This is a genomic window from Mesorhizobium sp. STM 4661 (genome assembly GCF_000359125.1).
GTDB lineage: Bacteria > Pseudomonadota > Alphaproteobacteria > Rhizobiales > Rhizobiaceae > Mesorhizobium.
Genome location: NZ_CAAF010000006.1, coordinates 1 through 24265, shown reverse-complemented (window position 1 = coordinate 24265; position 24265 = coordinate 1). Strand labels below are relative to the sequence as shown.

General features: G+C 64.0%; 20 protein-coding genes. 11 read left to right on the top strand and 9 right to left on the bottom strand.

What is annotated here, in order from left to right; all coding sequences use genetic code 11:
* Positions 1–26 precede the first annotated feature (26 nt).
* The 5 genes from MESS4_RS02660 to MESS4_RS02640 form a co-directional block, all read right to left on the bottom strand.
* On the bottom strand, positions 27–872 hold the full coding sequence (locus tag MESS4_RS02660) for a fumarylacetoacetate hydrolase family protein (RefSeq protein ID WP_006326217.1): 846 nt from the start codon (positions 870–872) through the stop codon (positions 27–29).
* A 75-nt stretch (positions 873–947) separates the two neighbouring features.
* Positions 948–1679 (bottom strand): SDR family oxidoreductase, encoded by a 732-nt coding sequence (locus tag MESS4_RS02655; protein WP_006326215.1) that lies wholly within the window; start codon positions 1677–1679, stop codon positions 948–950.
* 185 nt (positions 1680–1864) lie between these two features.
* A complete protein-coding gene (locus MESS4_RS02650; protein WP_006326213.1) occupies positions 1865–4237 on the bottom strand; it encodes an aldehyde dehydrogenase family protein in 2373 nt (790 codons plus the stop codon).
* Positions 4238–4465: 228 nt separating this feature from the next.
* Positions 4466–5521: a deoxyribose-phosphate aldolase gene (deoC, locus tag MESS4_RS02645; protein WP_006326212.1), complete on the bottom strand. Its 1056-nt coding sequence runs from the start codon at positions 5519–5521 to the stop codon at positions 4466–4468.
* 151 nt (positions 5522–5672) lie between these two features.
* Entirely contained in the window at positions 5673–6500 is an 828-nt protein-coding gene (locus MESS4_RS02640) for a ferredoxin--NADP reductase (RefSeq protein ID WP_006326211.1), read from the bottom strand.
* A 235-nt stretch (positions 6501–6735) separates the two neighbouring features.
* On the opposite strand from MESS4_RS02640, the gene MESS4_RS02635 reads away from it, so the two are divergent.
* The 4 genes from MESS4_RS02635 to MESS4_RS02620 all read left to right on the top strand — a co-directional run bounded on the left by MESS4_RS02635 (position 6736) and on the right by MESS4_RS02620 (position 12901).
* Positions 6736–8817 carry a hydantoinase/oxoprolinase family protein gene (locus tag MESS4_RS02635; RefSeq protein WP_006326210.1) on the top strand — a complete coding sequence of 694 codons (2082 nt, stop codon included), beginning with the start codon at positions 6736–6738 and terminating at the stop codon, positions 8815–8817.
* A 1-nt stretch (position 8818) separates the two neighbouring features.
* Complete coding sequence (locus MESS4_RS02630) at positions 8819–10561, top strand: hydantoinase B/oxoprolinase family protein (protein WP_006326205.1); 1743 nt, start codon at positions 8819–8821, stop codon at positions 10559–10561.
* A gap of 121 nt (positions 10562–10682) precedes the next feature.
* On the top strand, positions 10683–11459 hold the full coding sequence (locus tag MESS4_RS02625) for an ABC transporter substrate-binding protein (protein WP_006326204.1): 777 nt from the start codon (positions 10683–10685) through the stop codon (positions 11457–11459).
* 326 nt (positions 11460–11785) lie between these two features.
* Positions 11786–12901: an aminomethyltransferase family protein gene (locus MESS4_RS02620; protein WP_036240504.1), complete on the top strand. Its 1116-nt coding sequence runs from the start codon at positions 11786–11788 to the stop codon at positions 12899–12901.
* A gap of 2 nt (positions 12902–12903) precedes the next feature.
* Here MESS4_RS02620 and MESS4_RS02615 read toward each other — a convergent pair whose 3' ends face one another.
* The 3 genes from MESS4_RS02615 to MESS4_RS02605 all read right to left on the bottom strand — a co-directional run bounded on the left by MESS4_RS02615 (position 12904) and on the right by MESS4_RS02605 (position 15577).
* Positions 12904–13560 (bottom strand): methionine ABC transporter permease, encoded by a 657-nt coding sequence (locus MESS4_RS02615; RefSeq protein ID WP_006326201.1) that lies wholly within the window; start codon positions 13558–13560, stop codon positions 12904–12906.
* A complete protein-coding gene (locus MESS4_RS02610) occupies positions 13541–14632 on the bottom strand; it encodes a methionine ABC transporter ATP-binding protein (protein WP_006326200.1) in 1092 nt (363 codons plus the stop codon). Before MESS4_RS02610 ends, MESS4_RS02615 begins: the two co-directional genes overlap by 20 nt.
* A gap of 90 nt (positions 14633–14722) precedes the next feature.
* On the bottom strand, positions 14723–15577 hold the full coding sequence (locus MESS4_RS02605; RefSeq protein ID WP_006326199.1) for a MetQ/NlpA family lipoprotein: 855 nt from the start codon (positions 15575–15577) through the stop codon (positions 14723–14725).
* Positions 15578–16032: 455 nt separating this feature from the next.
* Here MESS4_RS02605 and MESS4_RS02600 point away from each other — a divergent pair, with 455 nt between their 5' ends.
* From MESS4_RS02600 to MESS4_RS02570, 7 genes are read left to right on the top strand one after another with little or no spacing between them, the layout of a single operon-like run.
* Positions 16033–17127 (top strand): transporter substrate-binding protein, encoded by a 1095-nt coding sequence (locus tag MESS4_RS02600; RefSeq protein ID WP_036240501.1) that lies wholly within the window; start codon positions 16033–16035, stop codon positions 17125–17127.
* A complete protein-coding gene (locus tag MESS4_RS02595) occupies positions 17124–17726 on the top strand; it encodes a hypothetical protein (RefSeq protein WP_006326190.1) in 603 nt (200 codons plus the stop codon). The genes MESS4_RS02600 and MESS4_RS02595 overlap by 4 nt, the downstream gene beginning before the upstream one ends.
* 19 nt (positions 17727–17745) lie before the next feature.
* On the top strand, positions 17746–18612 hold the full coding sequence (locus MESS4_RS02590; protein WP_198292716.1) for an ABC transporter permease: 867 nt from the start codon (positions 17746–17748) through the stop codon (positions 18610–18612).
* Positions 18609–19529 carry an ABC transporter permease gene (locus tag MESS4_RS02585; protein WP_006326188.1) on the top strand — a complete coding sequence of 307 codons (921 nt, stop codon included), beginning with the start codon at positions 18609–18611 and terminating at the stop codon, positions 19527–19529. The genes MESS4_RS02590 and MESS4_RS02585 overlap by 4 nt, the downstream gene beginning before the upstream one ends.
* A 46-nt stretch (positions 19530–19575) precedes the next feature.
* Entirely contained in the window at positions 19576–21219 is a 1644-nt protein-coding gene (locus MESS4_RS02580) for an ABC transporter substrate-binding protein (protein ID WP_006326187.1), read from the top strand.
* Positions 21209–22153 carry an acetamidase/formamidase family protein gene (locus MESS4_RS02575; RefSeq protein ID WP_006326186.1) on the top strand — a complete coding sequence of 315 codons (945 nt, stop codon included), beginning with the start codon at positions 21209–21211 and terminating at the stop codon, positions 22151–22153. Before MESS4_RS02580 ends, MESS4_RS02575 begins: the two co-directional genes overlap by 11 nt.
* Positions 22150–23961 (top strand): ABC transporter ATP-binding protein, encoded by a 1812-nt coding sequence (locus tag MESS4_RS02570; protein ID WP_006326185.1) that lies wholly within the window; start codon positions 22150–22152, stop codon positions 23959–23961. Before MESS4_RS02575 ends, MESS4_RS02570 begins: the two co-directional genes overlap by 4 nt.
* An 11-nt stretch (positions 23962–23972) precedes the next feature.
* Here the strand turns inward: MESS4_RS02570 and MESS4_RS02565 are convergent.
* A partial coding sequence (locus tag MESS4_RS02565; RefSeq protein WP_036240498.1) for a hypothetical protein occupies positions 23973–24265 on the bottom strand: 293 nt, incomplete at its 5' end.

Here is a 24265-nt window from a genome sequence, read left to right as displayed (position 1 = left end):
AAGGGGAGAAGGGAGAGAAGTATACGCTAAACGTCGGCCTTGAACGTCTGCTTTTGCGTGCCCATGCCTTCGATGCCGAGTTCGACGACGTCTCCGGCCTTCAGGAACACCGGCGGCTTCATGCCCAGCCCGACACCGGGCGGCGTGCCGGTCGAGATGATGTCGCCCGGATGCAGCGACATGAACTGGCTGAGATAGGAAACGAGGTAGGCGACGCCATAGACCATGGTCTTGGTCGAGCCGTTCTGCATCGTCTTGCCGTTGACCTTCAGCCACATCGGCAGGTTCTGCGGGTCCTTCACCTCGTCCTTGGTGACCAGCCACGGCCCGATCGGCCCGAACGTGTCGCAGCTCTTGCCCTTGGTCCACTGGCCCTGACGCTCGGCCTGGAAGGCGCGCTCGGACACGTCATGCGCGACGCAGTAGCCGGCGACATAATCGAACGCATCCGCCTCGCTGACATATTTAGCGGTTTTGCCGATGACCACACCGAGCTCGACCTCCCAGTCGGTCTTGACCGAGCCGCGCGGGATCAGCACGTCGTCGTCCGGACCGACAATGGCCGAGCTTGCCTTCATGAAGATGATCGGCTCCGGCGGCACGGTGGCGCCGGTCTCGGCGGCATGGTCGGAATAGTTGAGCCCGATGCAGATGAATTTGCCGGTGCCGGCAACGCAGGCGCCGATGCGGGGCTTGCCGGAAACCGCCGGCAGCGATTTTGGATCGAGCTTCGACAATGTCTCAAGCGATGCCGGGTCGAGCGCCTTGCCGGCAATGTCGGTGACATGGGCGGAGAGGTCGCGGATCGTTCCATCCGCATCGAGCAGGCCGGGGCGTTCGCTCCCCGCCTCGCCATAGCGCAGCAGTTTCATGCAATTTTTCTCCAGTTTGTTCGCTTGAGCATGATCTTGTCCGAAAATCGGTTCCCACTTTTCGGGATCATGCTCTTAGATCGACCAGCCACCGTCGATATTATAAGCCTGTCCCGACGTATAGGTGGCGCCGGCGAGATAGACGGCAAGATCGGCGATTTCCTCGGGCGTGCCGAGGCGACCCATCGGCTGGCGGGCGATGAAGGCGGCTCGCGCCGCCTCATAGTCGCCCTGCGCATGCATACGGTCCTGCAGCGACGGGCTCTCGACGGTGCCGGGGCAGATCGCGTTGCAGCGTATGCCCTTGCCGACATAGTCGGCGGCGACCGCCTTGGTCAGGCCGATCACAGCCGCCTTGGTCAGCCCATAGACGAAGCGGTTCGGCACGCCCTTGGTCGAGCTCGCCAGCGAGGCCATGTTGATGATGGAACCATCACCACGCGCAAGCATGCCGGGCAGCACGGCGCGGATGGTGCGGATCATCGCGCGCACATTGAGGTTGAAGGCGAAATCCAGATCGGCCTCCTTCATATCGAGGATCGAGCCTGAATGGACAAAGCCGGCGCAGTTGAACAGCACGTCGACGGCGCCGATCTCGGCGAAGGCGGCGTTGACGGCCGCATCGTTCAGCACGTCGAGCTTGCGGGTCTTGATCCCCGATGTCTTGCCGAGTTCGGCGAGCAGCACCTCGTTGATGTCGGTGGCGTGCACCACGGCGCCTGCCTTGGCGAAAGCCAGCGCGCTCGCCCGGCCAATGCCTTGCGCCGCCGCCGTGACGACAACGACCTTGCCTGCCAAATCCGCCATGCTTTTCTCCTCGCCCGCTCGGGTCATCCGCATTTATCGGCGGACGGCCAAGGCGTCATGTGCCAGTCAGGCGCTACTATGTGGCCTGTGCTCAGCCGTTCACTGATAAAAATGTTTTTTCTCGTTAAAGAACACGCATCCGGGCGTCAAGCCCGGACACGGTCACCATTCAATTTGAACTCTTCTCAATCGCCGTAGGGCACCCAGACGTTCTTGACCTCGACGGACCGACGCAGGAAGGCATCGCCCGCAGCTTCGCCCGAAGCCCAATCGAGGCTGCGTCCATTGCCGGTCCACACGCGTTTCAGATTGCCCACGGAGTCCGCTTCCGCCTTGGCGCAGGTCTCGGCATCGGCGAAGACCCAGAGCCCGTCGACATCGTCGTGCTTGGCCAGCACGCCGGCGAGTTCGGCGCTGCGGCCGGTGACGATGTTGATGGCGCCGGCCGGGACGTCGGAATATTCGATGACCTGGTAGAGGTCGGTGGCCAGCAGCGGATATTTTTCCGAAGGTACGGCCACCACGGTGTTGCCCATGGCGAGCGCCGGGGCGACCAGCGAGATCAGCCCGAGCAGGGGCGCATTGTCGGATGCCACGATGCCGACGACGCCGACCGGCTCGTGCAACGCCAGGGTGACGGCGCGGGCCGGCGGCTGATGCACGCGGCCTTCGAACTTGTCGGCAAGGCCGGCATAGAGGAACAGCCGCTCGATCGACTGCTCGACCTCTTCACGCGCCGCCTTGGCGGCGGCGCCGGTAAGCTCGGTGATACGGGCGGCGAATTCATCGGCGCGGCCAGATAGGTTCTCGGCCAGATAGTAAAGCACCTGGGAGCGATTGTAGGCGGTCGCCTCCGGCCAGCCCTTGCAGGCGCGGGCCGCGGCGACGGCGTCGCGTATGTCCTTGCGGTTGCCGAGACCGACCTCGCCGGCAAGCTTGCCCTTGGCATTGGCTATCGCCAGCGAATAATTGCCGTCCGGCCGCACCTGCTTGCCGCCGATGAACAGCTTTGCCGTGCGGTCGATGGCGTCGCCTTCCGGTCGCTCGACGGGTTGGGCCGAAGCTGCTGCCGGCTTGACGACAGGACCGAGCGGCAGTTTTGCCGAGAGATATTCGAACATGCCCTCGCGTCCGCCTTCGCGGCCAAAGCCGCTTTCGCGGTAGCCGCCGAAACCGCAGGCGGCATCGAACATGTTGGTGCCGTTGACCCAGACGACGCCGGCCTTCAACTGCGGCGCGACGTGCAGGGCAAGATTGACGTTCTCGCTCCATACCGAGGCTGCCAGCCCGTAACGCGTGTTGTTGGCGAGCTCGATCGCTTCCTCGGTGTTACGGAAGGTCATGGTGGCGAGCACCGGCCCGAACACCTCTTCCTGCGCCAGGATATTAGCCGGTGAAACACCGGTGGCGAGTGTCGGCGGATGGTAATAGCCGGAAGACGGCAGTGCCGTGTCCGGCTGCCAGCAGATTGCACCCTGTTTCGCCCCTTCGGCGACCAGGCCCTTGACGCGGTCGAGCTGGCTCAAATCGACCAGCGGGCCGATATCGGTGTTCTTGTCGAGCGGGCTGCCGACGCGCAGCCGGCTCATCCTAACCTTGACCTTGGCAATGAAGGCGTCGGCAATGCCTTCCTGCACTAACAGCCGCGAGCCGGCGCAGCAGACCTGGCCCTGATTGAACCAGATGCCGTCGACCAGACCCTCGACGGCGCTGTCGAGATCGGCGTCCTCGAAGACGACGAAGGCCGACTTGCCGCCAAGCTCCAGCGACAGTTTCTTGCCGGACCCCGCGGTGGCCTTCCGGATGATCTTGCCGACTTCCGAAGAACCGGTGAAGGCGATCTTCTGAATGCCGGGGTGATTGACGATCGCCGCGCCCGCTTCCGGGCCGCCCTGGACGATGTTGACGACCCCTTTCGGCACGCCGGAGCGTCCGCAGATCTCGGCGAACAGGATGGCGGTGAGCGGCGTGAACTCGGCCGGCTTCAGCACCACCGTGCAGCCGGCGGCGAGTGCCGGCGCGATCTTCCAGGCCAGCATCAAGAGCGGGAAGTTCCACGGAATGATCTGGCCGACGACGCCGACGCCCTTGTGATCAGGAAAATCCCTGTCCAGCGCCTGCGCCCAGCCGGCATGGTGGATGAAATGGCGGATGGCCAGCGGCACGTCGATGTCGCGGCTTTCGCGGATCGGCTTGCCATTGTCGATCGATTCCAGCACCGCGAACAGGCGCTGGTGGCGCTGCATGGCGCGGCCGATGGCGTAGAGCACTTTCGCGCGTTGATAGCCGGAGGACGCGCTCCACTTCGGCAGCGCTTTTGCCGCGGCCGAAACCGCGGCATCGATATCGGCGGCACCGGCGTCAGACACCTTGGCGAGCAGCTTGCCGGAGGAGGGATCGCTGGTCTCGAAAGTCTTGCCGCTGCCGGCCGCTTTCCAGTCGCCGCCGATAAACAGCGCTTTGCCGAAATCGCGCGCGGCCAGCCACGCATCGGCCTCGTTGCGGGCCTCCGGCGCCGGCCCGTATTCCATGGCGTGATAGCGTTCGAGAATGTTCATCAGGCGCTCCTCTTCAGCGAGGCAGACGATCCTTCGCGCCCCCCTCTGTCCTGCCGGACATCTCCCCCACGAGGGGGGAGATCGGACTTCGCGTTTGTCTTCCACCATCCTGCAACGTTGCCGATTGGCGAAATCGCCGATGACAGCCGATCTCCCCACAAGTGGGGGAGATGTCCGGCAGGACAGAGGGGGGCGCGAAGGAACTCCACGTTCAAGGCCTCACGCGCCTCAAGCCATCGCGTGGCGATGATTGGCCGAATAGTGGCCAGTCAGATGGTGCTCAAGCTGGCGTTCGATGTCGGTCAGCAGGCTCGACGCGCCGAAGCGGAACAGCTCCGGCTCCAGCCATGGCCGTCCCAGCTCTTCCTTCATCAGCACCAGCCAGTCGAGTGAAACCTTGGCGGTGGAAATACCGCCGGCCGGCTTGAAGCCGATGAGATAGCCGGTCTCCTCGAAATAGGCGCGGATGGCGCGCACCATGGCGAGGCCGACCGGCAGTGTCGCGTTGACGCTTTCCTTGCCGGTCGAGGTCTTGATGAAATCGGCGCCGGCCATCATCGCCACCATGGACGCCAGCATGACATTGCGCAGCGTGGCGAGGTCGCCTGTGCCGAGAATGACCTTGAGATGCGCCTCGCCGCAGGCGGCGCGCATCGAGACGATCTCGTTGTAGAGTTCCTGCCATTTGGCGCCGAAAACCAGCCCGCGCGGGATGACGACATCGATCTCGTCGGCGCCGTCGCGCACCGAGGCTTCTATCTCCTGCAGGCGCGTCGACAATGGTGCCAGACCATGCGGGAACGCCGTGGAAACGGCGGCGACATGGATGCCGGTGCCACGCACGGTATCGACGGCGGTGGCAACGAAGGGATGATAGACGCAGACCGCCGCCGGACGGATGGTTTCGCCTGCTATGCCCAGGCCTTCGACGATGTCGCGGCGGAACGGGTTGATCGCCTTGGCGCAGAGCCGGCGTACGCGCTCCTCGGTGTCGTTGGAATTGAGCGTCGTCAGGTCCATGCAGGCGACGGCGCGCAGCAGCCAGGCCGCCTGGTTGTCGGCCTTGATCGAGCGCCGCTTGGTCAGGCTGGCGACGCGGCGTTCCAGCGCCGAGCGATTGACGCTGCGCACCGATTCCATGAAGCCGAGATCGAGCCGCATGCCGGGATTGCGGGCAATGGCGTGGTCTGGCGGTACGGGCGTATTGGCGGCGGTGCGCGCCGGCAGCGGCGTGACCTTGGACGCGCCGCCACCAAGGCCGGCCTCGCGGATTGTGCTGCTCATCTCCTGCCCCTTTGTTCAGCGATCATGCCGAAGATAGCCCGCGAAGCCGTACTTCACGAGTCTTTCACGCGGTCATAATGGAAAAAGGATGATAAAGCAGCCAGCTTTTGACCGAAAGGTCAAACCTGATTTCGGAACGAAGCGTCTGCCCTCAGCCGACGAAGGCGCGCTCGACGACGAAGCTTGCCGGATGATGCAGCGAACCTTCCTGGAAGCCGAGGCTTTCGGCGAGTTCCTTGACGTCCTTCAGCATATGCATCGAGCCGCAGATCATGATGCGGTCGGTTTCCGGATCGAGCCTGTCGATGCCGAGATCACTGTAGAACTTGCCGGAACCGATCAGCGCGGTGATGCGGCCCATGCGCTCGGACTGCTCGCGCGTTGTCGAATTGTAGAGCGTGACGCGGCCGCCGGTCAGTTCGCCAATCAGCGGATCGTTCTCCAGTGCCGCGACCAATTCCTGGCCGTAGGTGAGTTCGGCGTTGTCGCGGCAGGTGTGCGTCAGGATCACCTGCTCGAACTTCTCATAGGTATCGGGATCGCGCAGCAGGCTGGCGAAGGGCGCGATGCCGGTGCCGGTCGAGATCATGAACAGGCGTTTTGCGGGGGTCAAAGCGTCGAGCACCAGCGTGCCGGTCGACTTCTGCCGCATGATGACGGTGTCGCCGACCTGGATCTTCTGCAATTCGGAAGTCAGCGGGCCATCCGGCACCTTGATCGAGAAGAATTCCAGCTCGTCGTCCCAGGCCGGACTGGCGACGGAATAGGCACGGTACACCGGCTTCTCGGCGTTGGGCAGGCCGATCATGACGAACTCGCCGGAGCGGAAGCGCAGCGACTGCGGCCGGGTGATGCGGAAGGAAAACAGGCGGTCGGTATAGTGCTTCACCGAGACGACGGTTTCGGCATAGACATTGGCCGGAATCGGGAATTGCAGCGGGCGGGCGCCGGCGGTGTTGAACGCGGATGTGGTGTTCATCAAACCTAACCTTCTGGCCCAACTTCAGACCCAATCTTCAGGCCCGGGGGGCGCCAAACCTTCTCCTGCGCGCCTGAACCGGTCAGGTTCCAGCGTGCGGTTGCACACTCCGAAGCGGTAAGCTCTTGTGCCCGGAATTTATTAGTATACAAATGATATTTGCGTCAAGGGATCGCCGTAAAACACCTTTCCAATCTAAGACATATCCATAGTCCGGGCATTTCGGGTTTCGACAATGAAAGAGAATTTTTCGGCGCCGGCGCTGGATTCCTCGGGCAGCGTCGTCGCCGGCATCGATGTCGGCGGAACCTTCACCGACCTGCTTCTGATCGACGGTCGAGACGGTGGCCGGGTGTATATCGCCAAAACCCCGACCACGGTCGACAACCAGGCCTTCGGTGTCGTCTCGGCGCTTGGCGTTACCGGCTTTCCCATCGACGGCATCGATCTCATCGTTCACGGCACGACCACCACCACCAATGCCGTGCTCGAACGCCGGCTGGCCAGGACCGGCATGATCACCACGCGCGGCTTTCGCGATGTCATCGAGCTTGGCCGGCGGACCCGACCGCAGCCCTATGGCATGACGGGCACATTCGTGCCGGTCATTCCCCGCAATCTCCGGCTCGAAGTATCGGAGCGGGTCGAGGCTTCGGGCTCGATCCGCGAGCCGCTTGACGAGGCCGGAATGCGGGCAGCGGTTTCACAGTTGATCGAAGCCGGCTGCGAATCCCTCGTCATCCATTTTCTGCACTCCTACGCCAACCCCGCGCATGAGCGGCGCGCGGCCGAAATCGCCGCCGAGCTTTGGCCGAACGGCTACATCACGACGGGCCATGCGCTGCTGTCGGAAGCGCGCGAGTTCGAGCGTGGGGTGACCGCTTCCGTCAACGCCTCTGTGCAGCCGATCCTCGAACGCTATGTCGAAAGGCTGCGCAAGGAACTGGCGGCCAAGGGCTATGCCCGCGACTTCCTGATCATGAACGGCAATGGCGGCATGATCTCGGCGCGCTTCGTCACACGTGAATCGGCCAAGACCGTCATGTCCGGTCCGGCCTCCGGCGTCATCGCCGCCGCATATACGGGCAAGCGCGCCGGTTTCGAAAACCTCGTCACTTACGACATGGGCGGTACCTCGACCGACGTGGCGCTGATCCGCAACGCCGAGCCGGCCGTCTCGAACGAGATCGAGATCGAATATGCCATGCCGATCCATGTGCCGATGGTGGCGGTGCACACGGTCGGCGCCGGGGGAGGCTCGATTGCCCGCGTCGATGCGGCTGGCCTGATCCAGATCGGCCCGGAAAGTGCGGGCGCCAATCCCGGCCCGATCTGCTACGGGCGCGGCGGCAGTGAGCCGACCATCACCGACGCCAATCTGGTGCTGGGACGGCTGGCGCCGAAGAAGCTGCTGGCGGTCGAAAATCCGGTCACGGTCGAGCGCGTCACCGGCATCTTCGAGGACAGGATTGGCAAGCCGACCGGCCTGTCCGGCGTCGAGGCGGCGGGCGCGGTGCTCAGGCTGGGCAATATGAAGATGGCCGGCGCCATTCGCATGGTCTCGGTGTCGCGCGGCCACGACCCGCGCGATTTCGCGCTGTTCGCCTTTGGCGGCGCCGGGCCGCTGCATGCGACCGCACTGGCGCGCGAGCTCGGCCTGCCCAAAGTGCTGGTGCCGGCGCGTCCCGGCATCACCAATGCGCTCGGCTGCGTCGTCGCCGATCTCAGGCATGACTTCGTCAACACGGTCAACCAGCCGGTGGCGGGCCTCGATGAAAGCCAGCTTCATTCTGTATTGGAACGGCACCGAAACGAGGGTGAGGAGCTGATCGGCAAGGAAGCGGTGAAGCCGGAAACGACCCGCGTCACCCATTCCGCCGACATGCAGTTCGTCGGCCAGACCCACATCATCAACGTGCCGCTGCCATCGTCCTCGGTGACGCGCAGGGAATTGCAGCAGCTTTTCGAAAAGGCCTATTTCGCCCGCTTCAAGGTCGAGTTGCCGGAGATCCGCGCCAATCTGGTCAATCTCAACACCTCGGTGACGGGTGTGCGGCCAGCGATCGATCTGTCGCGGCTGATCGACCCCGCCGGACGCACAGCGACGCTCGATGAGGCACGGCGCGAGACCCGGCCGGTCTGGTATGCCGGCACGTGGCACGACACGCCGGTCTACGTCAGGGAAAAACTGCCGCTCGACGCTGTCATCGAAGGGCCGGCGATCCTCGAACAGATGGACGCCACCACCGTGCTCGAACCGGGCGACCGGGCGCGTTCGGATGCCGACGGCAACATCATCATCGACATCGAGGCCTGAGATGACAAAGCTCGACGCCATCACGCTTTCGGTGCTTCAGGCAGCGCTGCAACAGGTCTGCGACGAGATGGACCTGACATTTTCGCGCGCCGCCTTCTCGCCGGTCATCGCCGAGGCCAATGACCGTTCCGACGGCATCTATTCGGCGGTCGACGGCTCGCTGATCGCACAGGGCAGCCAGGGCCTGCCGGTGTTCGTCGGCGTCATGCAATATTCGACCAGGACGGTGATCGAGATGATCGCCGACGGCCGTTGTCTGCCGCCAGAACCCGGCGACATCTACATCGTCAACGACCCCTATCTCGGCGGCACGCATCTGATGGATGTGCGCTTCGTCATGCCGGTCTACCGCCGAGAAAAAATCTTCTGCTGGCTGTCGAACACCGGCCACTGGCCCGACATTGGCGGCTCGGTACCCGGAGGCTTTTCCGCCTCGGCGACGGCCGTCGAGCAGGAAGGCCTGCGGCTGCCGCCCGTCAAACTGTTCAAGAAGGGCGTGCTCGATCCCGAGATCTACGCCATCATCTGCTCCAACATCCGCGTCGCCGACCAGCGCATTGGCGACATCCGCGCGCAAGCCGCCGCATTGCTGATCGGCCAGGACCGGTTGAACGGAATCCTGGATCGTTACGGTGACGAAACTGTTGTCGAGGCGATCGCCGAATTGCGCCGCCGCGCCGCCGAGCAGATGCGCGCCAACATATCGGCCATTCCCGACGGCATCTACCGGTCCAAAGCCTTCGTCGATTCCGACGGGGTGGTGAACGAGCCGCTGACCATTGCGCTGGCGGTCGAGAAAAAGGGCGACACGCTGGGCTTCGATTTCGCCGGTTCGTCCAAACCTTGCGCCGGGCCGATGAACAGCGTGCTGGCGACGACCTTGTCCTCGGTCTATCTCGCCATGCGCCACATTTTCCCGGATGTGCCGATCAGCGCCGGCGCCTTCGAGCCGCTGATCGTCAAACGGCCGGAAGGCACTTTTCTCGACGCGAAATATCCACGCCCGGTGTCGGGCTGCGCGGCCGAGGTGTCGCAGCGCATCGCCGAGGCGGTGTTCGCGGCCATGGTGCAGGCGCTGCCGGACAGAGTGACGGCGGCCCCGGCCGGCTCCAGCGGCAATTTCGCGCTCGGCGGCAACGACCCGGCGCGCGGCCGCGACTATGTCATGTACCAGATCTCCGGCGGCGGCTATGGCGGCAATGCCGGTCATGACGGCCTGACCAATGGCTGCTCGACCATCGGCATCTCCAAGTCGCCGCCGGTCGAGATCATGGAGCAGGCCTTTCCGGTGCTCTATCGCCGCTATGCCCTGCGCGAGGGCTCGGGCGGTGCCGGCAAGCATCGCGGCGGTTTTGGGCTCGCCTATGAGGTCGAGATCCTGCGCGGCGATGCGCGCGCCTCGTTCGTCATGGACCATGGCCGCTTCGGCCCGCAGGGCGCGCTGGGCGGCAAGGATGGCGCGGTCAACACGGTGACCGTGTTCCGCAACGGCGAGGCGCATGTGCCGCCGCATTTGTCCAAGGAGCAGGACATCGCGCTGCAGGCCGGCGACCGCGTGCGCGTCGGCACGCCTGGCGGCGGCGGCTACGGCGATCCCCTCCAGCGCGACGCCGACCTGGTGCTGAAGGATGTGGGGCTTGGCTACTACACACCCGAGGAAGCCGCCGAGAAATTCGGCGTCGTCCTGTCGCCAGATGGGCTGGCGATCGACCGGCCAGCCACGACAAGGACGCGCGCCGGCTGACGTCGCGAGCCGGCGCCCACGGGCCCTCCGATCCGCCGTGATCGCCGCAGCCCATGTCGTTTCCGTCTCCGCCGGGGGTATAAAAGCCCGTAGACTTGGCCCATCAACGGAGGTCTGGATCATGCGTCTTTTCGGTCGTTTCGTGCTTGCCGCTTCGCTCGCCCTGGCGCTCGCCACCGGCGTTGCCTCTGCCCAGGACAAGAAACTCAAGCTCGGCACCGAGGGCGCCTATCCGCCCTTCAACCATGCCAATGCCGATGGCACGCTGGGCGGCTTCGACATCGATCTCGGCAAGGCGCTGTGCGCCGAGATGAAGACCGAATGCGAATTCGTCGTGCAGGATTTCGACGGCTCGATCCCGGCGCTTCAGGCCGGCAAGTTCGATGCCATCATCAACATCACCATCACGCCCGAACGCGCCGAGAAGGTCGACTTCACCCACAAATACTACCAGACGCCGCCGGCCATTGCCGTGCCGAAGGATTCGACGCTATCGGGCACTTCGCCCGAGGATCTCAAGGGCAAGACGCTGGGCGTGCAAAGCGCGACGATCCATCAGAATTTCGCTGAGCAGAAATACAGCGGCTCGACCGTCAAGGCCTATCCGACCGGCGACGATGCCCGCGCCGACATGGTCAACGGACGCCTCGACGCGGTGATGGACGGCTCGATCATTTTGACCGAATGGCTGAAGAAGCCCGAAGGCGCCTGCTGCAAGCTGCTCGGCACCTTGACCGCCGACCCCGCCATCCATGGCCCCGGCGTCGGTATCGCGCTGCAGAAGGGCAATAAGGAATTGACCGACAAGCTCAATGCCGCGATCGATGCGCTGCGCGCCAACGGCAAGTACAAGGAAATCAACGACAAGTACTTTGCCTTCGACGTCTACGGCGAGTAGCAAAGACTTAGCGAGGGGCTCCGAGCGGAGTGCCTTGGCCTTGTTCAAACGTCAGGGCAATCGCTTCAGGTTTGTGCTGCCCCTCATCACCCTGCCAGGCACTTCTCCCCGTATAGTGACGGGGAGAAGGACGCCTTCATCGAGGATTCGCCAATCAGGTGCCAAGGTTGCGGTCAGCCCCTTCTCCGCGTCACTATACGGGGAGAAGGTGCCGGCAGGCGGATGAGGGGCGGTGCCGACATCGAATTGGTCGCCTCCACACGTGGCCATTAACCTGAAGCGATTGCCCTCGTTCAAACGCCACGCCTTCTTGTAAAGTGATTCTCGTGCCGGAAAGACGCTCCCCTTTCTACAACAGCATCGTCGGACTGGGCGCGACGATGGGCCGGGTCGGCGGCGATTTCATCTCGGCTAAATATTACTCCGGTATTGCCGATGAGCACCTGAACACCCGCGAAAATGTCGGTGTCCAGGACCTCAGCACCATGGGCAAGATGGACATCAAGGGTCCGGAGGCCGAGGCCCTGGTCAATCATGTCATCGTCAACGATGCCGCTGCCATGAGACCGGGGCAGGTGCGCTATTCGACCGTGTGCCGCGAGGACGGCGGCATCATGGACGACCTCACCGTGTTCAGGCTGGGGCCGGAGCATTTCATGCTGGTGACCGGCTCGGTCAACCGCCTCAAAATGCTGCCCTGGCTGCTGCATCATGCCGAGCGCCGAAAAGCCTATGTGACCGACATCACCGCGGCCGTCGCCTTTCCGACCATACAGGGGCCGCGCTCGCGCGAGCTCTTGAAGGTACTGGTGCAGGATGCCGATCTGGACGGCCTGAAGCGCTGGTCGTTTACGTCAGGTCGCGTCGGTGAGACGAAGGTGCTGATTTCGCGCACCGGCGTGACCGGCGAGCTAGGTTTCGAGCTGTTCGTGCCGGCCGACGAGGCCGCCGCCGTTTGGGACGCGCTGATGCGGGCCGGCCGCGACTTCGGCCTGAAACCCTATGGCGTCCTGGCGATGTTCACGCTTGGCCTGGAGAAGGCCTATCCCGCGCACGGCATCGACATGGACGAGATGCGCACGCCGTTCCATGTCGGGCTCGACCGCTGGATCAAATTCGACAAGGGCGAGTTCGTCGGCCGCGAGGCGCTGCTGAAGGTGCGCGACAAGGGCCTCGACGAGCGCTGGACCGGGCTGATCCTCGACGGCGACATGCCTGCCGCAACCAATGCGCGGGTTCTGGCCAGCGGCGAGGATGCCGGCGTCGTCACCTACAGCGACCACGGCTATTCGCTGGGCACGGTGCTGGCAACCGCGCATCTGCGGCTGCCTTTCACAGCTGTTGGCACCGAACTCAGCATCGATATCGACGGCAAGCCGACCCGTGCGGTCGTGGCGCCGATGCCGTTCTTCGACCCGGACGGGGTCAGGCTGAGGGGCTAACGTTACGCCCGGCGATCCAGCCTGGCCACCAGCCGGTCGCCGGCCCACTGGATGCCGCAGACCAGGATGATCAGCACGATGACCACGGCGATCATGACTGACGTCTCGAAGCGCTGGTAGCCATAGCGGATGGCGAGGTCGCCGAGCCCGCCGGCGCCGATGGCGCCGGCCATCGCCGAGGCGCCGATCAGCGTCACCAGCGTCACCGTGAAGCCGGCGACGATGCCTGGCAGTGCCTCCGGCACCAGCACCTCGCGGATGATCGTCCAGCGGTTGCCGCCCATGGCGCGCGCCGCCTCGATCAGCCCATGGTCGACCTCGCGCAGCGACACCTCGGCGATGCGGGCATAGTAGGGCGTGGCCGCGATCGACAGCGGCACGATGGCCGCCCAGGTGCCGATCGAGGTGCCGACGATCAGCCGCGTCACCGGGATCAGCGCCACCAGCAGGATGATGAAGGGCACCGAGCGGAAGCCGTTGATGACCGCGCCCAGCGCGCGGTTCACCCAGAGGCTTTCGGCGATGCCGCCGCGGTCGGTGGCGACCAGCGCCAGCCCGAGCGGCAGGCCGAAGACCAGCGAGATGAGGCCTGACGCGGCCGTCATCAGGATCGTCTCCCAGATCGAACGGACGAGAAGCTCAAACAGAATTGGCGACATGGCCAAGCACCTCCACCCGCGCCTCGCGGGCCTTCAGGAACGCGATCACGCGCGCCAGATGATTTGCGTCGCTGCCCGGCACCGCCAGGAACAGCGTGCCGACAGGCTGCTGCTGGACATGGTCGATGCCGCCGTGAACCAGGCGGAACAGGCCCGGAACCGCCTCGGCCAGGTCGGACAGCAGTGGCCCGCGCGCCGCCTCGCCCGCCACGTCGATCCTCAGGATCGCCTCACCGCCCTCCGTCCGCGTTAGCCGGCTTGAGATCTCCGCAGGCAATTGCGGCCGGATGCCGCCGAGCAGGCTCCGGGTAATCGCCGACTTCGGATCGGCAAACACCGACCATACCGGGCCTTCCTCGACGATGCGGCCGGCGTCGATGATCGCGACGCGATCGGCGATCGAGCGGATCACCTCCATCTCGTGGGTGATCAGCAGAATGGTCAGGCCGAGTTGCCGGTTGATGTCTTTCAAAAGCGCAAGGATCGAGCGCGTCGTCTCCGGGTCCAGCGCCGAGGTGGCTTCGTCGGAGAGCAGTAGCGCTGGACGCGCCGCAAGCGCCCGGGCGATGCCGACGCGCTGCTTTTGCCCGCCCGACAGCGACGCCGGATAGGCTTTTGCCTTCTCCGACAGGCCGACGAGCTTGAGCAGCTCGGCCGCGGGGGCCAGGCGCTCGGCCCTGGGACGGCCTTCGATCTTGAGCGGCAGCGCCACATTGTCCTCGACCGTCTTGGCCGAAAGCAGGTTGAAATGCTGGAAGATCATGCCGATGCGCCGCCTGAGCGGCTGCAATTCGCGTTCGCCGAGCCGGCTGATCTCGCGGCCTTCGATGAAGACCTGTCCGGAATCCGGCCGCTCCAGCCCGTTCAGGCAGCGGATCAGCGTCGACTTGCCGGCGCCGCTGCGGCCGATAATGCCGAGGATCTCGCCCTTGCGCACAGTGAGTGACACGCCATCCAGCGCCGCGGTCTGGCCGAATCGCCGCTTCAGCTCCACGAGACGCACGACATCGTCAGGCACGTTAGAAGTGCCGATAGGAACCGCGTCGGCGGCCGCGGACAGATGTTGGTTCATGTCAGTTCCTGTTGCGGCGATCCATAAATGCGATCGCGGCCCGCGTTCGAGCGCGGCCCGCTTTTCTGACGCCTGAGGATCAGAAGCTCATCAATAGGCGCTGAGGCCGGTGCCCTTGTAGATATTGTCGAACTCGGCCTTCACCGCCTCGTTCTGATAGGAGGCAACGAGCGTCTTCACCCAGGGTTTGTTTTCGTTGCCGGCCTTCACCGCGATGAAGTTGCGATAGGGGTTGTCGGCAATCGGCTCCTGCGCGATGCGGTTTTCCGGGGTGAGGCCGCTTTTCAGCGCCCAATCCGTGTTGACTACGGCCGCATCGAGGTCTTCCACCGAGCGTCCGACAATGCCGGCGTCGAGCTCCTTGATCACCACCTTCTTCGGATTGTCGGCGATGTCGGCGGTGGTGGCGAGAATACCGGTGCCGTCCTTCAGCTTGATCACGCCCTCGTTCTGCAGCACGCGCAGCGCCCGGCCCTCATTGGAGGGATCGTTCGGCACGCCGATGACCGCGCCCTCCGGCAGGTCGGCAAGCTTCGTATACTTCTTGGAATAGAGGCCGATCGGCCAGACCCCGGTATAGCCGACCGGGACGATGTGGTACCCTTGCGTCTTGATCTGATTGTCGAGATAGGGCTGGTGCTGGAAGGCGTTGGCTTCGATCTCACCACGCTCCAGCGCTTCGTTGGGCTGGGTGTAATCGTTGAACACCACGGTCTCGATCGTCAGACCTTTTTCGGCTGCCTGCGCGGCGACGACGCGCCACACATCCTCGTCCTCGCCGCTGATGATGCCGACCTTGATCACCTTCTTGTCCTCGGCGAACGATAAATTGGGCGCGGCCAAACCGGCAATTGCAACAGCCGAAGCGAAAAGTAATGCAAGACCTGTGCGCCGGTTTATAGTTTCCGAAAGCGGTGGCAGTAAAGTGTTGATGTTCCTGAGCATGATTTATCTCGTCCGTTGTTAAGTCGTTTCGGCCTGGTGGGTTGCGAAGCCTTGCCGATAGCATCGGAAATGCTGGCGGCATGATCAAAGAACGGTGTTTCCCGCCAAATGCGAAGCCGGGAATATTCTCTCAAAGATTCTGCCATCGCGAGCACAGATGCTTACCGCGTGCATTCGCAGGCTGGCTCGCCATTTTCCGGGGTAGGATCGGCTCCGTGCGAGACACGCGCGCCGCGCCACCAGACGCAAAGCCGCCATTTTCCCGCTTGACTGACCCGCCGTACCGAATACGCTAATGCGTGGATGAAAAGTGTTAGAGCGTATTTTGTGCGTCCGAATGGACGCACGTCGCTCTAACGGAGAAAATACCGGCTCTGACCGCCGGGCGGCAAGAATGCCTCGTATGCCTCGCCCTGCGGCGCTGGCTGCGGGGCATTGTCATTCTGGGGATCTGTTTGAAACGGCGCATCGAGATCGGCATCCTGTATTCTCGCTCGGGGAGCTATCAGCTCGTGTCGGATGCCTGCCGGATGGGTGCAATGCGCGCCATTGCCGACATCAATGCCGACCGCAGCTCAGGCATCGAACTGGTGCCGGTCGAGCGCGACCCGCAAAGCAATGCGGATCGCTACGCGACGCTGTGCGAGGACATTTTCAGGACCAGCAGCGCCCGCCATGTCGTCGGCTGCGTCACCTCCTGGAGCCGCAAGGAGACGATTCCCGTGCTGGAAAAGGCGGGCGGCATGCTCTGGTATGCCTGCCCCTATGAAGGCTTCGAGGCCAACGAGCATGTCGTCTACATGCACGCTTGCCCCAACCAGCATCTGGTGCCGCTGATGGCGCATGTCGTGCCGCGCTTCGGCGCCAACGGCTTCCTGCTTGGCTCGAACTATATCTGGGGCTGGGAGATGAACCGCGTGGCGCGCGACCTGATTGCGGACGCCGGCGGCAAGGTGCTGGGCGAGCGCTACCTGCGCATCGGCGAGACCGACGTGTCGCGCCTGATCGCGGAAATCCGCGCCACGCGGCCGAACTTCATCCTCAACAACCTGATCGGCACCTCGTCCTATGCCTTCCTGGCGGCCTATCGCGATTTGGCTGCTGAGGATGCCGCCTTCAGCCCCGAAAACTGCCCGGTCATTTCTTGCAACCTCACCGAGGGCGAGCTGCCGGCGATTGGTGAATCCGGCAAAGGGCATCTGTCGGTCGGCCCGTATTTCGCCCCACGCCCGGCGGCCTTCGCCTCGTCGTTCGAGGCTTCCGCGTATGCTTCGGTGCAAGTGATGGCCGATGTGCTCTCCCGAAAACCCGACGCCGGTCCGGCGGAATTCTCGAAGGCCTTCGCTGGGCAGCGCTTTTCCACCAGGCTCGGGCCGATAGGCATCGACGCCCATTCCCAGCACGCCACGCTGCCGGTCATCATCGGCCGGATCGCGGACGGGTTCTTCGAGGTCGTCAGCCGCGAGGATGAGGTCGCGCCGGACCCCTATCTGTCACGCTACGATCCGGCAAAGACGTTCGGCCGCCCGCGCCTGAGGGTGGTGTCGTGAGCAAGGTCCCGCGCATCCCGAATCTCGGCGGCGCCAAGACCTTTGTGCTGCATCGTCCGCATCCGACGGTACAGGCGATCACGCGGCAATTGTCGGCCATTGGGCTCGAGACGGTCGGTTGCTGGCCGGAACTGCCGGCTGAGGTGCTCGCCGCCGACTTCGTCTTCTTCGATGCCGATCTCGGCTTCGATGAACAATTTCCATGGAAGCCGGGCGAGGCGCCGATGCCGCTGGTGGCGCTGATCGGCTCCGAGGCGCCGGGCCGTATCGAATGGGCGCTGTCGCACCAGGCAGACGCTCAATTGCTGAAGCCGGTCGGCAATGCCGGCGTCTATAGCGCGCTTTTGATCGCGCGGCAGAGTTTCGAGGCGCGCAAGCTGCAGGCAAGCGAGATATCGTCACTTCGCCTGCGTGTCGCGGAGCGTCAGACCATCGTGCGCGCGGTCGAGGCCCTGTCGAAAGGCGCCGGGGACGGCCGCGCCTATGCGCAACTGCGGTCGCTGGCGATGAGCTGGCAGATCAGTGTCGAGGAGGCCGCGCGCCGGATCGTGGCGATGACGGAAGAAGAAGGCGGCGATGACCAGTCCCATCGCGCCTGACCTTCCGGCAACAGGGCGCATGCCGGCCAGGCCACGCGCCGGTGTCTGGCGGCAACTGCTGAAACGTCGTCTGGCAGTGCTCGGCCTGGCGATCGTGGCCATCGTCGTGGCCGGCGCCATCCTGGCACCATGGCTGACGGGCTACGATCCAAACGAGCAGATGTTCGACGGGCTGACACTTGAAGGCGCGCCATTGCCGCCAGATGCCAAATTCTGGCTGGGTACCGATCTGCTCGGTCGCGACCTCTTGACCCGCATCCTCTACGGCGCGCGCACCTCACTGATCATCGGCATCGTTGCCAACGGCGTGGCGCTCTTGATCGGCACGCTGGTTGGCGTCACGGCAGGCTATTTCCGCGGCTGGATCGGCAGCGTGCTGATGCGCTTCACCGACCTGATGATGGCGTTTCCAGCGCTGCTGCTCGCCATCTGCCTGGCAGCGGTGTTCCAGCCAAGCCTGTGGATCGTCGCCATGGTGATCGCGTTGGTGAACTGGGTGCAGACCGCCCGCGTCATCTACACAGAGACAAGCTCGTTGTCGGAACGCGAGTTCATCGACGCCGAGCGCACCATCGGCGCCGGCGCGCCACGTATTCTGTTCCGCCATATCCTGCCGCATCTTTTGCCGACGATCATCGTCTGGGGCACGCTCGGCATCTCGACCACCGTGCTTCTGGAAGCGACGCTCAGCTATCTCGGCATCGGCGTGCAGCCGCCGACCGCGTCCTGGGGCAACATCATTTTCGAGAACCAGACCTATTTCCAGGCAGCGCCCTGGCTGGTCTTCCTTCCGGGTGCGGCGATCCTGGCGCTGGCGCTGGCCTTCAACCTGATCGGCGATGCGCTGCGCGACATACTCGACCCGACGCAAAGGGGCCGGGTATGATCGCCTATCTCGGCCGTCGCGTCATTCAATCGCTGCTCATCCTGCTCGGCGTCTCGCTGATCACCTTTGCGCTGCTCTACCTCTTGCCGGCTGATCCGGTGCGGCAGATCGCCGGCCGTAGCGCCACACCCGAGACAGTCGAGAACATCCGTCGCCAGCTTGGCCTCGACCAGCCCTTCGTCGTCCAGTACTGGCACTATCTGGTGAGCCTGCTCAGTGGCGATCTCGGGCGCTCCTACATCCAGCGTTCCGAGGTCACCGAGCTCATCGTCTCCCGGCTGCCGGCGAGCCTGCTGCTGATGGTCGGCGCCATCCTGTGCGAGCTTCTGATCGGCCTGACCATGGGCCTCATCGCCGCCGTCAAGCGCGGCACCGCCACCGACCAGACGCTGATGGTCGCCTCCTTCGTCGGCGTGTCGGCGCCGCAATTCGTCGTCGGCCTCTTGCTGCTTTACGTCTTCGCTGTGCGGCTCAGCTGGTTTCCGATCGGCGGCTACGGCACCTGGCGTCATCTGGTGCTGCCGTCGCTGACCATGGGCATCCTCGGCGCCGGTTGGTACGCCCGCATGATGCGCTCGTCGATGATCGACGTGCTGCGTCAGGATTATGTGCGCACGGCGCGCGCCAAAGGTCTGGCGCGCGGCGCCATCCTCTTTCGCCACGCGCTGCCCAACGCGATCCTGCCGGTCATCGCCATGATCGGCATCGACATTGGCATCTTCATGGGCGGCATCGTTGTGGTCGAAAGCGTGTTCGGCTGGCCCGGCATAGGTCAGCTCGCCTGGCAGGCCATCCAGCGCGTCGACATTCCGATCATCATGGGCGTCACCCTGGTGTCGGCCTTCGCCATCGTGCTCGGCAATCTCCTGGCCGACATCGTCGCACCGTTCATCGACCCGCGTATCAAGCTCAGATGAGAACCAAGAAAAAGACCGATAACAAACCAGAGAAAGGGAACATGAGATGAAGAAATTTCTGACATCCACCGTGGCGGCATCGGCGCTTGTGCTGATGCTTGGCATGGCAAGCGCACGCGCCGAAGACGCCGTAGATCCGAACGCCAAGCAGGGCGGCGCCATCACCGTCACCTACAAGGACGACGTCGCCACGCTCGATCCGGCCATCGGCTACGACTGGCAGAACTGGTCGATGATCAAGAGCCTGTTCGACGGGCTGATGGACTACGAGCCGGGCACTACCAATCTCAAGCCCGACCTCGCGGAAAGCTACGAGATCGCGCCCGACGGCAAAACCTTCACCTTCAAGCTGCGTCACGGGGTGAAGTTTCACAACGGCCGCGAAATGACGGCCGACGACGTCAAGTACACGATCGACAGGGTGACCAACCCAAAGACGCAGAGCCCGGGCGCCGGCTTCTTCGGCTCGATCAAGGGTTATGACGATGTCGCCGCCGGCAAGTCGGAAGGCCTGTCGGGTATCACCGTCGTCGACCCCTACACGGTCAAGTTCGAGCTGAGCCGGCCCGACGCCACCTTCCTGCACGTCATGGCGATCAACTTCTCGCATGTCGTGCCGAAGGAGGAGGTCGAGAAATACGGCGCCGACTTCGGCAAGCATCCCGTCGGCACCGGCGCCTTCAAGCTCGCCGAATGGACGCTCGGCCAGCGCATCGTCTTCGAGCGCAACCCGGATTACTGGCACAAGGGCCTGCCGCATCTCGACAAGGTCACCTTCGAGATCGGTCAGGAGCCGATCGTGGCGCTGCTGCGCCTGCAGAAGGGCGAGATCGATATTCCCGGTGACGGCATTCCGCCGGCCAAGTTCCAGGAGGTGATGGCCGATCCCGAGCAGAAGGCCCGTGTCGTCGTGGGCGGCCAGCTGCACACCGGCTACATCACCATGAACACCACCATGGCGCCCTTCGACAATGTGAAGGTGCGGCAAGCGGTCAACATGGCGATCAACAAGGACCGCATCGTCCAGCTGATCAACAACCGCGCGGTGCCGGCCAACCAACCGCTGCCGCCGTCGATGCCCGGCTATGACAAGGAATTCAAGGGCTATCCCCACGACGTGGCCAAGGCCAAGGCATTGCTCGCCGAGGCTGGCCATCCCGACGGCTTCGAGACGCAGTTGTTTGCCATGAACACCGACCCCAACCCGCGCATCGCCCAGGCGATCCAGCAGGATCTGGCGGCGGTCGGCATCAAGGCCAGCATCCAGTCGCTCGCCCAGGCCAACGTCATCGCCGCCGGCGGTGACAAGGCCGGAGCGCCGATGATCTGGTCCGGCGGCATGGCCTGGATCGCCGACTTCCCCGATCCGTCCAACTTCTACGGCCCGATCCTCGGCTGTGCGGGTGCTGTCCCCGGCGGCTGGAACTGGTCGTGGTACTGCAACAAGGATCTCGACGCCAAGGCGGCCGAAGCCGACTCCGTCGTCGATCCGGCCAAGGCTGGTGAGCGCGACAAGATGTGGAGCGCGATCTACGACAAGATCATGGAAGACGCGCCCTGGGCGCCGGTGTTCAACGAGCAACGCTTCACCATGAAGTCGGCGCGCATGGGCGGCGCCGACAACCTCTATGTCGACCCGGTCCATATCCCGATCAACTACGACAATGTGTATGTGAACGATGTGCAATAACTGCGACTACACCATCCACGGGCGCCACCACCATTTCGGCTGGGACAATTCCCTTGTCCCGGTCGAGAGGGTGGCGCCCGGTTCGACAATCGAGTTCCAGTGTCTCGATTCGTCGGGTGGGCAGCTTCAGGCCGATAGCACGGTCGCCGACATCGAGAAATTCGACTTCGACAGGGTCAACCCGGTGACCGGGCCGATCTTCGTCGAAGGCGCGGAACCGGGTGATGCGCTGAAGGTGACGATCGAGATGTTCAAACCGTCCGGCTTTGGCTGGACGGGGAACATTCCGGGGTTCGGGCTGCTCGCCGACGATTTTCCGGAGCCGGCGCTGAACATCTGGAAATACGACGCCGCCTCACTCGAGCCGGCGCTGTTCGGCAAGCATGCGCGGGTACCGCTGAAACCCTTCGCCGGCACCATCGGCAATGCGCCGGCCGAAATGGGTCTCCACTCGGTGGTGCCACCGAGGCGTGTTGGTGGCAATCTCGACATCCGCGATCTCGCCGCCGGCACCGTGCTCTATCTGCCGGTGGAAGTGGCGGGTGCGCTGTTCTCGGTCGGTGACACACATGCCGCACAGGGCGATGGCGAGGTCTGCGGAACGGCGATCGAAAGCCCGATGGATGTCGTGCTCAAGCTCGACCTGGTCAAGGATATCAGGCTGAAGACGCCGCGCTTCACCACGCCGGGTCCGGTGACACGCCATCTCGACGCAAAGGGTTACGAGGTGACGACCGGCATCGGGCCGGACCTGATGACCGGCGCCAGGGAAGCGGTTGCCCAGATGGTCGATCTGCTTGCCGGTCGCTACGGGATGGACCCCGTCGAAGCCTACATGCTGGTATCGGTCTGCGGCGATCTCCGGATCAGTGAGATCGTCGACATGCCGAATTGGGTGGTGTCGTTCTACTTCCCGCGTTGCGTCTTCGAATGAGTGCAAGTGCCGCCAACAAACCGACCGGGGCAGCAGCAGCTCCGGTCGGTTCGCCCGCAGGCAGGCCAGTGCTGGAGATCGCGCGCCTGTCGGTCAGCGTGCGCGGCGAGGACGGCGAACGGGACGTTGTGTCGGACCTGTCGCTGACGCTCAAGCGCGGCGAGACGCTTTGCATTGCTGGCGAATCCGGCTCCGGCAAATCGATGACGGCGCTGGCGATCATGCAGTTGCTGCCGCAGCCTGCCGCACGAATTTCCTCTGGCATGATCCAGCTTGGCGAAATCGACCTCGCGACGCTCAACGAGCGTCAGATGCAGCGCATTCGCGGCGACCGCATCGCGATGATCTTCCAGGAGCCGATGACGTCGCTCAACCCGGTACTGTCGATCGGCCGCCAGCTGGTCGAGTCGATCGAGGCGCATACCGATCTTACCCGCGGCGAGGCGCGCCGGCGCGCCATCGAGGCGCTGACGGCCGTCCGCATCCCGGAAGCCGAAAGCCGGCTGAAGCAGTTTCCGCACGAACTGTCCGGCGGCATGCGCCAGCGCGTGATGATCGCCATGGCGCTGGTGCTGAAGCCGGATGTTCTGATCGCCGACGAGCCGACGACGGCGCTCGACGTCACCGTGCAGGGCGAGGTGCTGGAACTGTTGCGCGATCTCCAGCGCGAGCATGGCACCAGCGTCATCCTCATCACCCACGACATGGGCGTGGTGGCGGAAATGGCGGATCGGGTGATCGTCATGCGCCATGGCCGCATGGTCGAGGAAGGCAAGGTCGCCGATATTTTTGCTCGCCCGCAAGCCGACTATACGCGTGAACTGCTCGCTGCCGTGCCGCGCATTGGCACCGGTGCTGGACGGCAAGGCTTCAGAGAAACAATCCTGGAAAGGCCGACGCAGGTCGCCTTCATCAACGATCTGCATGTCGGCTTCGACCTGCGCGGTGGCTTCTTCGGCCAGGTGAACCGCCGTGTCCACGCCGTCGAAGGCGTCAGCTTTTCCATCGCGCCGCACGAGACGCTGGCGCTGGTCGGCGAATCCGGCTGCGGCAAGTCGACCACCGCCAAGGCTCTGGCCGGGCTTGTGCCTTACCAGGGCGATATCGTGATCGGCGGACGCAATCTGTCGGGCCTTGGCCGCGACGAGCGCAAGGCGGTTCGCCGCGATGTGCAGATGATTTTCCAGGATCCTTACGCCTCGCTCGACCCGCGCATGCGCGTTGGCGATCTCGTCGCCGAGCCGCTTTTGATCCATGGCATCGCTTCGAAACAGGATCGAAGCGAGCGGGTGGCGGCGCTGTTCGAACGCGTCGGCCTCTCGGCCGACCAGATGGAGCTTTATCCGCACGAATTCTCGGGCGGCCAGCGCCAGCGCATCTGCATCGCGCGCGCTCTGGCACTTCGGCCCAAACTCATCATCGCCGACGAAAGTGTTTCGGCGCTCGACGTCTCGGTGCAGGCTCGCGTACTCGATCTGTTGAAGGAATTGCAGCGCGAGTTTGGCATCGCCTATCTGTTCATTTCGCATGACATGGCGGTGGTCGAGAACATTTCCGACCGTATCGCTGTGATGTATCTCGGTCAGATCGTCGAGATGGGCACCCGCGATCAGGTCTTTTCGAACCCGCGTCACCCCTACACAAAGCGTTTGATCGAAGCCGTCCCGGTGCCCGATCCGGCAAAGCGCCGGCCGCGCTTCGCCCGTCTCGATCAGGAGATTCCGAGCCCGACTCGAAAGATCGGCGAGCCACCGCCGAAACTGGCGCTGAAGGATTTCGGCAACGGGCATCTCGTCGCTGTTTCCTGACGCGACGCGTTTTAGTCGCCGCGAACGCGCATCACCATCTCGCGTCGAGGCGCGGTGCGCACCTTGATATAGCCGCCGAGCATCCGGTCGACCTCGGCATCGCCGGTGTCGACGAAGAAGCCGGCTGGGCCGAGCAGAGCGAGCTTGGACGGCGGTGCGAGAATGGCGATGCGGTCGCGCCGGACGCGTTGCAGCGACGGCCGCGGGGGCGTTGTTGCCGCGGCCAATGTCGGCGTGCAGGCCTCGCGCATGTCGTCCGAGACATTGATCAGCGACGTCTTGCCCCGCCTTCTCACCCTGCAGG

Bases quoted from the DNA above. Each gene is read 5' to 3' on its own strand.
- MESS4_RS02660 (WP_006326217.1), bottom strand. From the start codon at position 872: ATGAAACTGCTGCGCTATGGCGAGGCGGGGAGCGAACGCCCCGGCCTG.
- MESS4_RS02655 (WP_006326215.1), bottom strand. From the start codon at position 1,679: ATGGCGGATTTGGCAGGCAAGGTCGTTGTCGTCACGGCGGCGGCGCAA.
- MESS4_RS02650 (WP_006326213.1), bottom strand. From the start codon at position 4,237: ATGAACATTCTCGAACGCTATCACGCCATGGAATACGGGCCGGCGCCG.
- deoC (WP_006326212.1), bottom strand. From the start codon at position 5,521: ATGAGCAGCACAATCCGCGAGGCCGGCCTTGGTGGCGGCGCGTCCAAG.
- MESS4_RS02640 (WP_006326211.1), bottom strand. From the start codon at position 6,500: ATGAACACCACATCCGCGTTCAACACCGCCGGCGCCCGCCCGCTGCAA.
- MESS4_RS02635 (WP_006326210.1), top strand. From the start codon at position 6,736: ATGAAAGAGAATTTTTCGGCGCCGGCGCTGGATTCCTCGGGCAGCGTC.
- MESS4_RS02630 (WP_006326205.1), top strand. From the start codon at position 8,819: ATGACAAAGCTCGACGCCATCACGCTTTCGGTGCTTCAGGCAGCGCTG.
- MESS4_RS02625 (WP_006326204.1), top strand. From the start codon at position 10,683: ATGCGTCTTTTCGGTCGTTTCGTGCTTGCCGCTTCGCTCGCCCTGGCG.
- MESS4_RS02615 (WP_006326201.1), bottom strand. From the start codon at position 13,560: ATGTCGCCAATTCTGTTTGAGCTTCTCGTCCGTTCGATCTGGGAGACG.
- MESS4_RS02610 (WP_006326200.1), bottom strand. From the start codon at position 14,632: ATGAACCAACATCTGTCCGCGGCCGCCGACGCGGTTCCTATCGGCACT.
- MESS4_RS02605 (WP_006326199.1), bottom strand. From the start codon at position 15,577: ATGCTCAGGAACATCAACACTTTACTGCCACCGCTTTCGGAAACTATA.
- MESS4_RS02590 (WP_198292716.1), top strand. From the start codon at position 17,746: ATGCCGGCCAGGCCACGCGCCGGTGTCTGGCGGCAACTGCTGAAACGT.
- MESS4_RS02585 (WP_006326188.1), top strand. From the start codon at position 18,609: ATGATCGCCTATCTCGGCCGTCGCGTCATTCAATCGCTGCTCATCCTG.
- MESS4_RS02580 (WP_006326187.1), top strand. From the start codon at position 19,576: ATGAAGAAATTTCTGACATCCACCGTGGCGGCATCGGCGCTTGTGCTG.
- MESS4_RS02575 (WP_006326186.1), top strand. From the start codon at position 21,209: ATGTGCAATAACTGCGACTACACCATCCACGGGCGCCACCACCATTTC.
- MESS4_RS02570 (WP_006326185.1), top strand. From the start codon at position 22,150: ATGAGTGCAAGTGCCGCCAACAAACCGACCGGGGCAGCAGCAGCTCCG.